General features: G+C 72.5%; 9 protein-coding genes. 7 read left to right on the top strand and 2 right to left on the bottom strand.

The annotated features are described in order from the left end of the window. Positions 1-6 precede the first annotated feature (6 nt). The 5 genes from dapE to G4D85_RS30710 all read left to right on the top strand — a co-directional run bounded on the left by dapE (position 7) and on the right by G4D85_RS30710 (position 5,009). Entirely contained in the window at positions 7-1,095 is a 1,089-nt protein-coding gene (gene dapE / locus G4D85_RS30730) for a succinyl-diaminopimelate desuccinylase (RefSeq protein WP_164017595.1), read from the top strand. Between the two features lie 147 nt (positions 1,096-1,242). After that, positions 1,243-2,382: a sensor histidine kinase gene (locus G4D85_RS30725; protein WP_205525786.1), complete on the top strand. Its 1,140-nt coding sequence runs from the start codon at positions 1,243-1,245 to the stop codon at positions 2,380-2,382. After that, positions 2,379-3,143 carry a LytR/AlgR family response regulator transcription factor gene (locus tag G4D85_RS30720; RefSeq protein WP_164017593.1) on the top strand — a complete coding sequence of 255 codons (765 nt, stop codon included), beginning with the start codon at positions 2,379-2,381 and terminating at the stop codon, positions 3,141-3,143. Before G4D85_RS30725 ends, G4D85_RS30720 begins: the two co-directional genes overlap by 4 nt. A gap of 230 nt (positions 3,144-3,373) precedes the next feature. Next, positions 3,374-4,438 carry a tetratricopeptide repeat protein gene (locus G4D85_RS30715; protein ID WP_164017592.1) on the top strand — a complete coding sequence of 355 codons (1,065 nt, stop codon included), beginning with the start codon at positions 3,374-3,376 and terminating at the stop codon, positions 4,436-4,438. A gap of 124 nt (positions 4,439-4,562) precedes the next feature. Further along, positions 4,563-5,009 (top strand): cell envelope biogenesis protein TolA, encoded by a 447-nt coding sequence (locus tag G4D85_RS30710; protein WP_164017591.1) that lies wholly within the window; start codon positions 4,563-4,565, stop codon positions 5,007-5,009. Between the two features lie 70 nt (positions 5,010-5,079). On the opposite strand, the gene G4D85_RS30705 is transcribed toward G4D85_RS30710, so the two are convergent. Together G4D85_RS30705 and G4D85_RS30695 are read right to left on the bottom strand one after the other, a co-directional pair. Further along, positions 5,080-6,645 (bottom strand): hypothetical protein, encoded by a 1,566-nt coding sequence (locus tag G4D85_RS30705; protein ID WP_205525785.1) that lies wholly within the window; start codon positions 6,643-6,645, stop codon positions 5,080-5,082. A 214-nt stretch (positions 6,646-6,859) separates the two neighbouring features. Continuing rightward, complete coding sequence (locus tag G4D85_RS30695; RefSeq protein ID WP_164017590.1) at positions 6,860-10,432, bottom strand: DEAD/DEAH box helicase; 3,573 nt, start codon at positions 10,430-10,432, stop codon at positions 6,860-6,862. A 344-nt stretch (positions 10,433-10,776) separates the two neighbouring features. Here G4D85_RS30695 and G4D85_RS49785 point away from each other — a divergent pair, with 344 nt between their 5' ends. Together G4D85_RS49785 and G4D85_RS30685 are read left to right on the top strand one after the other, a co-directional pair. After that, positions 10,777-12,750 carry a serine/threonine protein kinase gene (locus G4D85_RS49785; RefSeq protein ID WP_240359582.1) on the top strand — a complete coding sequence of 658 codons (1,974 nt, stop codon included), beginning with the start codon at positions 10,777-10,779 and terminating at the stop codon, positions 12,748-12,750. After that, positions 12,747-13,760 (top strand): PEGA domain-containing protein, encoded by a 1,014-nt coding sequence (locus G4D85_RS30685; RefSeq protein WP_205525784.1) that lies wholly within the window; start codon positions 12,747-12,749, stop codon positions 13,758-13,760. The genes G4D85_RS49785 and G4D85_RS30685 overlap by 4 nt, the downstream gene beginning before the upstream one ends. The last annotated feature ends 8 nt before the right edge of the window (positions 13,761-13,768 follow it).

Here is a 13,768-nt window from a genome sequence, read left to right as displayed (position 1 = left end):
TGCCGCATGTCCTCCACCGACCTGGCCGCCAGGCTCGCCCGCACGACGCTCGAGCTGTGCCGCATCCCCAGCCCCATCACCCACGAGGGCCCCATCGCCGACCACGTCGAGCGCTGGGCCCTCCAGCACTTCAAGCGCGACGAGGTGTTCCGTGTCGGGCACACCCTGCTCCTCGGGCACCTGGGCGACCCGCGCCCCACGGTGGCGCTCATCGGCCACCTCGACACCGTGCCGGCGCACCCGAGCGACCAGGGCCGCGAGCCTCGAATCGAAGGTGAGCGCATCTTCGGGCTCGGCGCCTCCGACATGAAGGGCGGCCTCGCCGTCATGATGGCGCTGGCCGAGGACCTGCGCCGCGACACGCTGCCCGTCAACCTCGCCTTCCTCTTCTACGAGCGCGAGGAGGGCGCCTACGCGGAGAGCGGCCTCATCCCCCTCTTCGAGAAGCGTCCCGACCTGGCCGGCGTGAAGTTCGGCATCGCCATGGAGCCCACGGACAGCGTGGTGCAGGTGGGCTGCGTCGGCTCCATGCAGGTGACGGTGCGCTTCACCGGGCGCAGCGCGCACTCGGCGCGGCCGTGGCAGGGGGAGAACGCCATCCACAAGGCGGGCCCGTTCCTCACGGAGCTGCTCGGCCGCCAGCGCGTGGAGGTCAACGTCGCCGGCTTCCCCTTCTACGAGGTCATCAACGCCACGCTGGCCAAGGGCGGCCGCGCGCGCAACGTCATCCCCGAGGCCTTCGAGCTGAACCTCAACTACCGCTTCGCCCCGGGCAAGAGCGTGGCGCAGGCGAAGGAGGACGTGCTCGCGCTCGTCGCCGGCCGCGCCGAGGTGGAGTTCAGCGACGCGTCCCCGAGTGGCCCCGTGGTGGCGGGCAACCCGCTGTTCCAGAAGCTGCTGGCCGTCACCGCCCTGCCCGCCGCGTCCAAGCAGGCGTGGACGGACGTGGCCCGCTTCGGCGAGTGGGGCGTGGACGCCATCAACTACGGGCCCGGTGAGACGGCCCAGGCGCACCAGGCCAACGAGAGCGCGCCCATTCCTCCCCTGGCCGTGGCGTACGAGAAGCTCGCCGCGTTCCTCCAGGGCGCGAGCTGAAGCACCGGGCCCGGGCTTGCCGGTGCACCCGGCGGGCTCCAGGGCGCGAGCTGAAGCACGGGGCCCGGGCTTGCCGGCGGGCCTCGGGACGCCAACGCCCCGGCGGTGTGCCTACAATCCCGGCCCACCATGCCGTCGAGTCCTTCCGTGTCCTGGCCTGCCTGGCTCCTCCGCTTCGTGCCGGAGGGCTCGCGAGCGGGCGTCCCCCGGCGCTGGCTCGGGCCCGTGTTGGTGCTGGCCGGGTACACGGTGCTGGCGCTCGTGTACGGCGCGCAGCACTCCGTCTACCGCGCGTCCCGGGCCGAGCCCTCCGGCTTCGGTGAGTCGCTCCTCATCGGCGCCATCGAGTGGGGCGGCTGGGCCCTGCTCACCCCGCTCATCCTCGCCGTCGCTCGCCGCGTGCGCGCCACCGGACGGCCCTGGCCCGTCCAGCTCGTGCTCCACGTGCCCCCGGGGCTCCTCTTCGCCGTGGCGCACATGGCCCTGCACGCGCTCCTTCGCCGGTTGCTGCTGGAGCCTTCCGGTGGCTGGGACGCCACGTGGACCTACTTCACCTGGATGCTGTCGAAGACCACCGACTTCGACCTGCTCGTCTACCTCTCCGTGGTGGGCCTGGACGCGGCCCTGCGGTACTCGCGGCAGGTCCGCGAAGAGGCCGTGCGGGCCTCACAGCTCGAAGCTCAGCTCGCGCAGGCGCAGCTCCACCTGCTGCGCAGCCAGCTCCGCCCGCACTTTCTCTTCAACACCCTGCACGCCATCTCCGCCCTCATGCACCGCGATGTGACGGCCGCGGACCGCATGGTGGGACAGCTCAGCGAGCTGCTGCGTGCCAGCCTGGAGCGCGACGGGCGTCACGAGGTGCCCCTCTCCGAGGAGCTGGACCTGCTCACGCCGTACCTCGACATCGAGCGCACCCGCTTCTCCGACCGGCTCCAGGTGGAGGTGGACGTGGCGCCCGAGGCCCGGAATGCGCTGGTGCCGCCGCTCCTGCTCCAGCCGCTCGTGGAGAACGCCATCCTTCATGGCATCGCCCCGCGCCGGGGGCCGGGGAGGGTGTGGGTCCGTGCCGCCCGCTCCGGTGAGCGGCTGTCCGTGGAGGTCCGTGATGACGGGGTGGGGCCACCCTCCGCCGGCCTGGAGGCACTCCGCGAGGGTATCGGCCTGGGGAGCACCCGGGCCCGGCTGGAGAAGCTCTATGGGGCCGCGCAGTCGCTGACGCTGGCGGCCAATGCTCCGCGCGGGTTCACCGTCTCCCTCTCGCTGCCGTACCGGAGCGCCCGGCCATGACGGTCCGCACGCTCATCGTCGACGACGAGCCCCTGGCCCGCGAGCGGCTGCGCGCCCTGCTGGCTCCAGAGACGGATTTGCACCCACTGGCCGAGTGTGGCGACGGGCAGGAGGCGCTCTCCGTCATCGCCCGGGAGCGTCCGGCGCTGGTCTTCCTCGACGTGGAGATGCCCGAGCGGGATGGCTTTGGCGTGCTCGCCGAGATGGCCGTGGCGCCTGCTCCCGTGGTCGTCTTCGTCACGGCGTGGCCCCAGCACGCGGTGCGCGCGTTCGACGCCGCCGCGGCGGACTACCTGCTCAAGCCCTTCACGGTGGAGCGCTTCCAGCGCACGCTGGCCCGTGTTCGTGAGCGCCTGGCCTCGCCTCCGGGAGACCTGCGCCAGCAGCTCCAGCACCTGCTCCAGGAGCTGCGTCCCCTGGCTCCAGCTTCCGAGCGACTGGTGGTGAAGACCGGCACCCAGACGCTGCTCGTGCCCGTGGAGGACATCGACTGGGTAGAGTCCGCGGGCAACTACGTCACCCTGCACGTGGGCCGTGAGCAACACCTGCTGCGCGAGACGATGGCGGAGCTGGAGGCCCGGCTCGCCTCGCGCCGCTTCGCACGCGTCCACCGCTCGGCGCTCGTCAATGTGGACCGCATCCACTCCCTGGCGCCCACGCTGTCCGGCGACCACCGGCTGCTGTTGCGGGATGGACGGGAGCTGACCCTGAGCCGGACGTACCGGGCCCGGCTGGAGCAGGTGCTCGGCCATCCGCTGTGATGGGCCCGGCGCGCTTCGCCCCTCCCAGCCCGCGACTCATCCCCTCCTTCCGCGACTCGTCCCACGGGCGCCCTTCCTGTCCGGCACCCCCCTAGCTTTCCGAGAGCTGGGAGGCCGGGGCGCCTCCACGGGAGGAAGACATGCGGCACATCATGTTGGTGGGACTGGGACTCGTTACCGCCTGCGCTGCCGGACGGGCGGAGCAAGGGCGTGCTGGAGGCGCGGAAGCGGTGGGACAACCCTCCTTCGCGTCCTCCGCCGTGGCCGTCATGGCGGCCTATGACCTGGAGAGCCGCTTCCGCGAGGGGGTGGAGCTGGGCCGCTTCGCCATTGAGCGGGCCCGGCTGCTGAAGGACGCCGCGGGGGAGGCCCGCCTCCATGCGGAGCTGGGACGCATCCTCACGCGCCAGCTCCGCCATGAGCCAGGGATGAAGGCAGCCGACGTGCTCGCCGTCCTCCAGCGCGCACGGCAGCTCGCCGAGGCCTCGGGAGACCGGCGCGCGCAGGCCGCCGCGCTCGATGCGGAAGGCAACTTCCTCTACTGGGACAAGGTGGTCTCGGGGCGAGGGGAGTGGGAGCCCATCATCGCCCTCTTCGAGCGGGCCCAGGCCCATTCGGAGCAGGCGGGAGACGCGCGCGGCGTCAGCGAGGCCCTCTTCCACCTGGGCCTCACGCGGCAGTTTGGCGGGGACCCCGCGGGGGCGGAGGACTTCTTCGAGCGCTCCCTCTCCATCGCACGGGAGTCGAAAGACGCCCTCATGCAGTCGTACAGCCTGCGGCACCTGGCCGACTTCTCCGAGAAGCGCGGGGACCTGGACGGGGCGCTCGCGCAGTTCCAGGAGAGCCTGCGCCTGCGCGAGCAGGTGGGCTTCCGCACCGGGCAGGTGTTCGCACTGATTTCCGTGGCCAACGTCCTCACCCTGCGCGAGCCCCGGAGTGACGAGGCGCTCGCGGCCGTGCAGCGGGCGCTCCGCATCGCGGAGGAGACGAAGGACCCGGCGAGCCTGCGTGAGGCCCAGGCCGCCCTGGGCCGGGTCCACCTGCGTCGCGAGGATGCCGCCGCCGCGCTCTCGTATCTGGAGCAGGCCATGGCCAACGCCGAGGCCCACCAGGACTGGCTCACCACGGTGGACCTGTTACTCGACACCGCGCGCGCTCATGCCCTGCGGGGCGAGAAGCCACGCGTCGAGGCACTGGTGCGTCGTGCCTGGGCCCTGGCCACCGAGCGCGGGCTGAGCATCATGTTCGAGGACGTGGAGCGGCTCGGACGCGAGCACGGCATCACGCTTCACTGAGCGGCATCGCGAGGTGCATTCGTCCGCTGGCGTTCATCTGCGTGAGAACAGTCCACTGCGCGTGCAGGAAGAGGCGTACTCTGTTCATGCATCCCAGGCTGTTCTCTTTTCCCGGAGCGTTTGCATGACGAATGAGACCCTCGTGAACTCGCAGATTACCGACGCCATGGCGTCCTCCCCCAACGCGGGCACCGCCGGCACGGGAGGCGCCTCCACTCGGCGTCGCGCCACCAAGTCGCGCCGCACGACGGCTCGCAAGACCTCGACTCGCACGGGCGCTGCCCGGAAGCCCGCTCGCAAGACCACCGCGAAGCGCCCGGCCGCTCTTGGCAAGACCGCCGCTCGTGGCAAGACGGCTACCAAGAAGACCGCCCGCGGCAAGGCGGCCACCCGCGCCACCGGCCGTGGGGCTCGCAAGGCCACCACGCGCAAGACGGCCGCCGCTGGAAGGACTGCTCGGAAGACCACCACCGTTCGGAAGACCACCACCGTTCGCAAGGGCACCACCGCTCGCAAGGGCACCGGACGCGCCAAGGCCCGGGGCGCCGCTCGCCGCACCACGCGCCGCTAGAGCACGGGCCACAGGGGCGCGGACGGCCTCCGCGCCCCGTGGCCCTCGACGCGTCGCTCGGAGTCGAGCGTCAGCGCTTCAACCGCAGGAGGAAGACGTCACCCCGCTCTGCGAAGCGGCGGCCCGTGCCGAGGTCGCTCTCGCGGTCCGTGTGGCCGAAGAGGATGGCGTCTCCGCCCGGCAGCACCGCCACGGTGGGCATGGCCTCCAGGCCCGCCAGCTCGCCACGCGGCTGGGGCGGGTCCGACAGGAACAGGCGCGTGGCCACCGAGGCACCCGTGGCGTCGTAGCGCAGCGCGACGGGTTGCGAGGAACCCAGCCCATCCGAGCCGGCCGTGCCGTCCTCGACGCGGTTGTACGTGAAGCCTCCCAGCACCACCTCGCCCTCGGCCCCCACCGCGAGCGAGCCGACCTGGAGCCCGTCGCCCAGGTTGCGGCTCCAGCGCTCCTCGCCTCCCGGCCGCACGGCGAGGAGGAAGGGGCTGGAGCGGTAGGGGTGGCCCTGGAGCTTCTTCCCTGCCCAGTCCACGGTGCCCAGGAAGGGGCCGGTGGCCACCACCGCGCCCTGGCCGTCCACGCCCACCGACTGCACCGTGCCGCGCGCGTGGTGCAGCGCCTTGGCCCATGCCAGCGCGCCCTCCTCATAGAGCGCGAGGAAGGGGCTGCCGTCCCGGGCGGACTCCGTGCGCTGGCCGCCGAAGCGCACCGCGCCGACGTAGCGCCCGCCCACCGCCAGCCGCCCGCGGCTGTCCACCGCCACGGCGGCCAATTCCACGCGGTCGTCCTCCCCCTCGGGCCGGCCGACTGGCAGGGTGTGCTCGGCCTTCCCTTCCTGGGAGTACGTCACCACGCCGGCGCTGGTGCCGAGCGTGGCGCCGCCGAAGTCCGCCGGGCCGGAGGTGTTGACGGCCACCAGCGCGCGGCCCTGCGCGTCCACCGTGAGGTCCACGACAGTGAGGCCCTCGCCCCGGGGCGTGCTCGCCCAGAGGAGGTTGCCGTTCGAGTCCAGCCGGGCGACGAACGCGCCGCTCCCCAGCTCTCGCGTCTCGAAGTCCAGCAGGCCCTGCACGTTGCCGGCGAGGAAGAAGCCTCCCATCGGGTCCGCTGCCACGTGGGCGCGCACGTCGGCGCGCAGCTCCGCGGGCGTCTCGGGCACGCGCACCTCGAAGGCCCGCCGCCAGCGCGTCTCGCCGTCCGGGGAGCGCCGCGTGAGGACCAGCCGCACCCGGTCATCCGTCGGGTGGCGGGTGTGCAGGTCGTCAATCCCGTGGACGGCCGCGGTGAGGATGTCGCCGCCCACGTCCACCGTGGCATCCAGCGCCAGGTCGTCCTGCGGCGTGCCCTCGCGCGCCAGCCACAGCGTGGCGCCCGGGCCCGGCGGGAGCGGCGGTGGCAGCGGAGGAGGTTGCTCCTCCGGCGGAGGCTCTTCCTGGGGCTGCTCCTCGACGGGCGGCGGAACTTCGTTGCTGTCGTCGGGCGGCGTCTCGTTGCAGCTCCCCGAGAGCATGTCCTCGCAGCCGACCACGTCGGGAGGCTCCTGGACCTCGTCGTCCGTGCTGCAGCCCGTCACCAGTCCCACCCAACCCAGGACCGTCATCCCGACGACGGTCCGGACCCAACGCCATTCCAGACGCATGATGAAACCCCCTCCACCGCAGAGGGAGGGTCCGCATGCCATGCGGTGCCAGCAACAAGAGGTGCGACGTCTGCCCGCCTGCCCGCTCCGTTGCGCAACGCGCTTCTCGTGAGTGGAACGAACGTTCCTTCCACCGCACCCCCGCGCCCCCCACGGCAGGCCCGCGCTTTACCCACGGGCGGGGGCGCGCGGGCCGGAGTGGCCCGGCCTTGCCTCAGTGACGGGTGGGGGGCGGCTCATCCCCGTCGGCGGTCGGCGGCGCGAGCTTCTGGGAGAGGAGGGCGAGCAGCTGCTTCGTGGTGAGCCGGCCCGCCTGGTCCTTTCCTTCGAGCACGCCCGCCACCAGCGCGCGCTTGTGCTCGTGCAGCGCCAGCATCTGCTCCTCCAGGGTGCCGCGCGCCACCAGCCGGTAGACGGTGACGGGGCGCTCCTGGCCGATGCGGTGGGCGCGGTCCGACGCCTGGTCCTCCACGGCGGGGTTCCACCAGGGGTCCAGGTGGATGACGCTGGTGGCGGCGGTGAGGTTGAGCCCGAAGCCGCCCGCCTTGAGCGAGATGAGGAACAGCGGCGCGTCCCCCTCCTGGAAGGCCCGCACCCGCTCCGCCCGTGCGCCCTGCGGCGTCTGGCCGTCGAGGTACTCGTACCGGATTCCCTCCGCGTCCAGCACCTCGCGCACCAGCGACAGGTGGGAGGTGAACTGGCTGAAGACGAGCGCCCGGTGGCCCTCGGCGCGCAGCTCGCGCACCAGCTCCATGAAGCGCTGGAGCTTGGAGGACTCCAGCGTCGAGGACGGGTCATAGAGGCGCGGGTGCGACGCCAGCAGGCGCAGCCGGGTGAGCGCGGCCAGGACTTCCACGCGCCGCTCCTGCTCGCGCATCGTCGGCCTGCTCGTCTCCAGGTCCGAGAGCGCCGCGAGCCGTGCGTCCTCGTAGAGCTGCCACTCGGGCGAGGAGAGGACCACCGGCACGCGCACGTCCGTCCGGGGAGGAAGCTGCGCCTCCACCTGGGCCTTGGTGCGCCGGAGCAGGAAGGGTTGCAGCACCCGGGCCAGCGCGGGCGCCGCCGTGGGGTCGATGCCCTTCTCAATCGGCGCGGCGAAGCGCTCGCGGAAGGCCTCCCAGCTTCCGAGCAGCTCGGGGAAGACGACGGCGAAGAGGGCCCACAGCTCGCCCAGGTGGTTCTCCAGCGGCGTGCCGGAGAGGGCGAAGCGGAAGTCCCCCTGGAGTGCCCGCGCGGCGCGGAAGCGGTGCGTCGTGGCGTTCTTCAGCGTCTGGGCCTCGTCGAAGACGAGGGTGGCGAAGCGCACGGCGGACAGCCGTTCGATATCGCGCGTGAGCAGGCCGTAGCTGATGACGAGGACGTCCCGGGGGCCCAGCCGCTCCAGCGTGCCGCCCCGGTCCTCCGAGTCCGCGTAGAGCGTCATCTTCAGCGAGGGAGCGAAGCGCTTCGCCTCGTCCATCCAGTTGAAGGCCACCGAGGTGGGCGCCAGCACCAGCGCGGGGCCGAGCTTGCTTCGCTCCAGCAGCACGGCCAGCGCCTGCACCGTCTTGCCCAGGCCCATGTCGTCCGCGAGCACGGCGCCCGCGTTCCAAGAGGCCAGCCGCGTCAGCCAGCGGAAACCCTCCTGCTGGTAGTCGCGCAGCTCCGTCTTCAGCGTGGCGGGCACCCGGGGCCGCAGCTCCTTCGCGGCGAAGATGCGCTCGGCCAGCGCCCGCCAGGCGGCGTCGGACTCCACCTGTGCGCCCGAGGCGCCGAGCGCGCTCAGCGCCTCCACCGCGGACGGCCCCACCTCCAGGCCGTGGCGCGAGAGGTACGCATGGTCCGACAGCCGCTCCAGGTGCTGGCGCAGGGCGTCCTCAATCTCCACATAGGACTGCGCGCCGACGTGGATGAAGCGCTCCTTGCGGCGGGCCGCGTCCAGCAGCCGGGCCAGCTCCACGCGCTCGCCCTCCACGGCCAGCTCGCCCAGCACGCCGAACCATTGGCGCCGGCGCCCGACGGAGACCTTGAGGGCGGCGGGTCCGCGTCCGGCCAGGAGCCGCATGGGCGAGCCGATCCACTCCAGCTCCGGCTTCGGTTCCAACGACGCGCAGACCTTGAGGAGCAGGAGCGCGCCCTGGGCGGTGTTGAACAGGTAGGTGAAGGGCTGCTCCTGCGGCTCGGCGGTGTCGATGGGGAGTCGGGCCAGGAGCGCCTCGGCGTCCTTCCGCTCATGGACGAAGTTGCGCACCGCATGGAAGGGCGTGGTGCCGCGCCGCACGTGGACGTCGCGCGAGCCCTCGCCCGGGACGAGCGCGGCGCTGTCGGGAAGCGGACGCACGCGGACTTCGAGGCGCACGGCGGTGCCGGGCTGGGCTTCGAGGCGCAGCACCGGGAGGTTTCGCGGCGGCAGGGCCTCGCCCATGACGCTGCGGGGCATGGCCACGGGCAGGCGCTGGGAGAACTTCGACAGGCGCTCCAGCAGCGCGCCGTGGCTCTCCGGAGGGAAGGCGTTGCCGTGGCGCTGGAGCACCGCGAGGAGCGAGCGGGCCTCCGGGCCGACGTCGAGCACGGTGAGCCGGCGCGGGCCCTCGTCCCAGAGGTACAGGGCTTCCTCGGGCTTCGACTTGCGCACGCGCTCCAGCAGCGTCGCGGGGAGCGTGGCGCCATCCACGCCCGCGGTGACGATGACGGTGCCCTCGCGGTCCTCCGCGACGAGCCCCACCCGGGCGCGCTCGACTCGCACGAGCTCCGGGGTGTCCTCCAGGAAGATGCGCGGGTGGTTGACCAGCTCGAAGAGCAGCTCCCGCGAGGCCGGAGCCGCGCTCTCCGGCAGCAGCGCGGCGAGGCGCGCGTCGGTGGGGGAGAGCAGGGAGGCGAACTCCTGGAGGAGCCGCCGCCGCGTCAGGCGCGAGCCGGTGCTGAGCTGGCCCTTCTTGTTGCGGCGGTGGACGTAGGGAGCCAGCTCCACGCCGTAGCTGGGGATGACCTCCAGGCGCCAGGAGAGCTCCGTGCCGGACGCGCCGCTGGGACTCTCCTCGACGGCGCGCTCCAGGGCCCGGAGCGTGCGCTCCCAGGCGGGGCGCAGCATCTCCTCCAGCAGCTCGCCGAACGCGTCCGTCCAGGGCTGGCGCAGCCAGAGGAGCGCGCTGTCGATGGCGGCCAGCATGTGCACGCACGCCGTCGCGCCGCAGGTGCAGTCCGCCTTCGCCTCCGTGGGCGAGAAGGTGAGGCGCGTCTCGGGGAGGATGAAGCCGGCGATGGCGCCGACGGGCAGCACCGAGGCGCGTGCCTCGCGGAGACGGAAGCCGGGGAGTAGGACATCCCATTGCAGGGACTCCTCGGTCAGCAGGCGTCGGGGACGCGGAGCCACCGAGGCGGGTAGCCGGCCTCGCAGCTCCACGAGGAGCCGGTGGACGGCGTGTGTGCGGGACTCCTCGGGAGGCCGGAGCCGCTCCGGGAGTGAAGCCCGGGCGTCCTCGGCCGCCGTCCGCTCGTCCTCGAGGTGGCGGCAGGCGAGGCGGGGCAGCAGCTCCCTCATCTTCGGCGAGGGCGTCGTCTCGGCGGCCCAGCGCGCCACGGACTCCGCGCTCGTCAGCTCCACCAGCCTGCGGCCCGCAATCGCCATCCGGAACTGGGGCACCAGCGCGGCCTCCACCCGGGGGCCGAGCATGACCAGGCTGAGGCGCGTGACGTGCTCGAGGCCATGCGCCCGCAGCCACGTGAGGAGCGCGCCGTCCGTGTCGAACGGAGGGCCTCCGGCCTCCTGTGCGGAGGGGTGCGAGGGCTGCGCGGGCTCGGCGGGCATGGGGAGGCTTCTTCTTCAAGAAGCGCCGGGGAAAGGCAAGCGGGACGGGGCCACCCGGGCAGGCGAGCAGGCAGGCCTTCGGGGTTGCATCCGGAGGGCGTTTCCGCCATGGCGGCGCCCGGGTCGTCCCCGGCCACGTCCATGGATCAACCGGGCAGGTCGGCCTGTGCATCCGCGCGCGTTCCCGCGCGTCACGGCTACGTCACAGTCACGAATTGGTAACTGTCACGGATATGTAACGGTCACGAACGTGTAAACAGATCAGCCCCGCACTGGCTCTCACGCGCGACAGCTTTGTAAAAAGCCGTCTGTTCCAGGTCCGCGTTTTTTACGGAGAGGTAACGGTGTCGGCCCCCCGAGATGCAGTAGGCAGCGCAGCCCTGCTGGGCAGATACGAGCTCGTCTCGGAGCTGGGGCACGGCGGCATGGCGAAGGTGTTCCGCGCGCGTGCCGCGGGCCCTGGCGGCTTCGAGAAGACGCTGGTGGTGAAGTGCATCCTGCCGCACCTGGCGCAGGACCCCCAGTTCGTCGAGATGTTCCTCGCCGAGGCGCGGCTGGCGGCGCGGCTCAACCATCCCAACCTCGTGCAGATCTTCGACTTCGGCGAGGCGGAGGGCGCGTACTTCCTGGCGATGGAATACATCGACGGGCCGACGCTGCGCGCGCTGCTGCGGCGGCTGGGCGCGCAAGGGCAGGCGATGCCCTATCCCCTGTGCGCGCGCATCGCCTCGGCGGTGTGCGAGGGCCTGACGTTCGCGCACGAGTTCTGTGATCCAGACACCGGCGAGGCGCTGCGGATGATCCACCGCGACGTCAGCCCGGACAACATCCTGCTGTCGCGCAGTGGGAACGTGAAGCTGGTGGACTTCGGCATCGCCAAGGTCACCAGCCAGGCGTCGCAGACGCGGGTGGGCACGCTCAAGGGCAAGGTGCCGTACATGGCGCCCGAGCAGCTGCGCAACGAGGCGCTGGACCCGCGCATGGACGTGTACTCGCTGGGCGTGGTGCTCTACGAGATGGTGGCGGGCGCCAAGCCCTTCGAGGCCGGCAACGAAGCGGCGCTGATGCACTCCATCCTCTTCGAGCCCTTCATCCCCGTGGCTGCGCGGCGCGAGGACGTTCCCGAGGCCCTGGAGCGCATCATCCAGCGCGCCCTCGCCAAGGACCGTGCGACGCGCTACGCGAGCTGCCGGGAGATGCAGGCGGACCTGGACCGGTACCTGCTGAGCTGCGGGCACCCGGTGGGCACGCAGCACGTGGCGCAGCTCATCACCCGCGCCGCCGTGCCCATCGGCGGCAGCCCCGTGGTGGGCACGCCCGTGTCCGGCAGTGTCAGCCCGGCTCGCGAGGGCTCCCGTGGCTCCGGTCAGCTGCGCCCCATCACCGGAGGGTCCATGCGCGCCCCGACGGAGGTGAACCCCGAGCCACCGTCCACCGGGCCCACGAATCCCCAACTGCTGACGCGAGGCCGGGGAGCGCTGCTGGCCGCCATGGTGGCAGGCGCGCTGCTGGCCGGCGCGGTCGCCATGGTGCTGCGCCCCGGGAGTGGGGACGTCCCTTCCACGCCTTCCACGCCCGTGGCCGCCGCGACGGCGCGAGGAGTTGCGTCTCCGACGAACGGAGCGGCACCCACGGGCGCGCCGGGCGCGACCACCCCGGAAGGAACCATCATTCCACCCGCCGGTGTCGCCACCACGGCGGTGCGGGGCCCGGCCGCGGAAGGAACAGTCATTCCGCCCGCCGGGGGCGCCGCTGCCACCCCGGAAGGAACCGTCGTTCCGCCCGCCGGGGGCGCCGCCGTCACCCCGGAAGGAACCGTCGTTCCGCGCGCCGGGGGCGCCGCTGCCACCCCGGAAGGAACCGTCATTCCGCCCACCGGGGGCGCCGCAACGGCCCTGGCGCAGGCCCCCGCCGAGCCGACGGAGGTGGAACTCCAGGTGACGGTGACGCCGCGCAAGGCGCAGCTCCGTCTGGACGACAAGCCGCTGGTGGGCAACCCCTTTTCGGACAGCTTTCCCCGGGATGGCCGCGTGCACACGCTGCGCGTCACCGCTGCTGGCTACGCGCCCGTGGTGAAGGAAGTGCGCTTCGACCGCGACCTGGCGCTGGACATCACCCTCTCGCGGCGCGGCCAGGAGTCGCGCCGTCCCGCCGTCGTGGAGAGCACGCCTCGCGAGCCGGCCCAGGCCCAGCCGCAGGAGCCGGACTTCGCCGAGCTGCCCGCGAAGCCGACCCGCCGCAAGCCACCCCGGCGCACCCTGGACCCGGACAACCCCTGGGCCGAGCAGGGCAATACCTCTTCCTCGGAAGGCCAATGACTCCCATCTCGATGTTTCGTCCAGACCGGCTCGCCCTCGTGCTCCTCCTGGCGCTGGCGGCGGGCAGCGCCAGCGCTGCTGCTCCCGCTCGCAAGGCTTCCTCGTCGCGCACCCAGCAGATGGAGGAGGCGCAGCGGCGCTATGAGCGCGGCAAGGAGTTCTACGAGGAGAGCGACTTCCGCGCGGCGCTCGTGGAGTTCCAGCGCGCCTACGAACTGGCGCCCAGCTACCGGCTCCTCTACAGCATCGCCCAGGTCCAGTATCAGCTGCAGGACTACGCGGGCGCGCTGGGCAGCTTCCAGCAGTACCTGCGGGAGGGGCAGGCGGACATCCCCGCCCAGCGCCGCGATGAGGTGCAGCGCGAGGTGGAGCGCCTGCGCTCGCGCGTGGCGTCCCTGGACATCGTCACCCAGCCGGTGGGCGCGCAGGTGTCCGTGGATGACCAGCCGGTGGGGCGCACGCCCCTGTCCGAGCCCGTGGTGGTGAGCGCTGGCCGGCGCAAGGTGACGGCCGAGCTTCCCGGGGAGCCTCCGGTGACGCGCATCGTGGACGTGGCCGGAATGGACACCCTGCGGGTGCAGCTCGACTTCGCGCCCCCGCCCGCTCAGAAGCCCGTCGCCGCCCAGGCGCCCGTGTCCTCCGTCCCCACGGCTGCCACTCCCGGCCTCACGGCGCGGGCCGAGCCTCGCGGCTTCCCCTGGAAGCTGTGGACGGCCACCGGCGCGCTGGCGGTGGGAGCGGGCGTCACCGCCGTGCTCGCCAGCAGCGCGGCCAGTGACTTGAAGACCCAACGCGACACCTTCGGGGTGACGCGCGCCCAGTTGGATGACGCCAGCAGCAAGGCGAAGACGATGGCCCTCACCAGCGACATCCTCACCGGGGCCACGGTGGTGGCCGCCGGCATCTCCGCCTTCATGACCTTCTCCGGCGGCTCCTCCGCCGAGGCTGCCGCCCCGTCCGTGACGGTGGGCGTGGGCCCCGGCAGCGTCGGCGTCGCCGGTGCCTTCTAGCTTCTGAC

This window comes from Pyxidicoccus trucidator (assembly GCF_010894435.1).
GTDB lineage: Bacteria > Myxococcota > Myxococcia > Myxococcales > Myxococcaceae > Myxococcus > Myxococcus trucidator.
Note: the sequence above shows the minus strand (reverse complement) of the source record. Positions and strands in the feature narration are given on the sequence as shown.

What these genes read in the sequence shown, in the direction of transcription:
- dapE (WP_164017595.1), top strand. Translation starts at nt 7, where the DNA reads ATGTCCTCCACCGACCTGGCCGCCAGGCTCGCCCGCACGACGCTCGAG.
- G4D85_RS30720 (WP_164017593.1), top strand. Translation starts at nt 2,379, where the DNA reads ATGACGGTCCGCACGCTCATCGTCGACGACGAGCCCCTGGCCCGCGAG.
- G4D85_RS30710 (WP_164017591.1), top strand. Translation starts at nt 4,563, where the DNA reads ATGACGAATGAGACCCTCGTGAACTCGCAGATTACCGACGCCATGGCG.
- G4D85_RS30705 (WP_205525785.1), bottom strand. Translation starts at nt 6,645, where the DNA reads ATGCGTCTGGAATGGCGTTGGGTCCGGACCGTCGTCGGGATGACGGTC.
- G4D85_RS30695 (WP_164017590.1), bottom strand. Translation starts at nt 10,432, where the DNA reads ATGCCCGCCGAGCCCGCGCAGCCCTCGCACCCCTCCGCACAGGAGGCC.
- G4D85_RS30685 (WP_205525784.1), top strand. Translation starts at nt 12,747, where the DNA reads ATGACTCCCATCTCGATGTTTCGTCCAGACCGGCTCGCCCTCGTGCTC.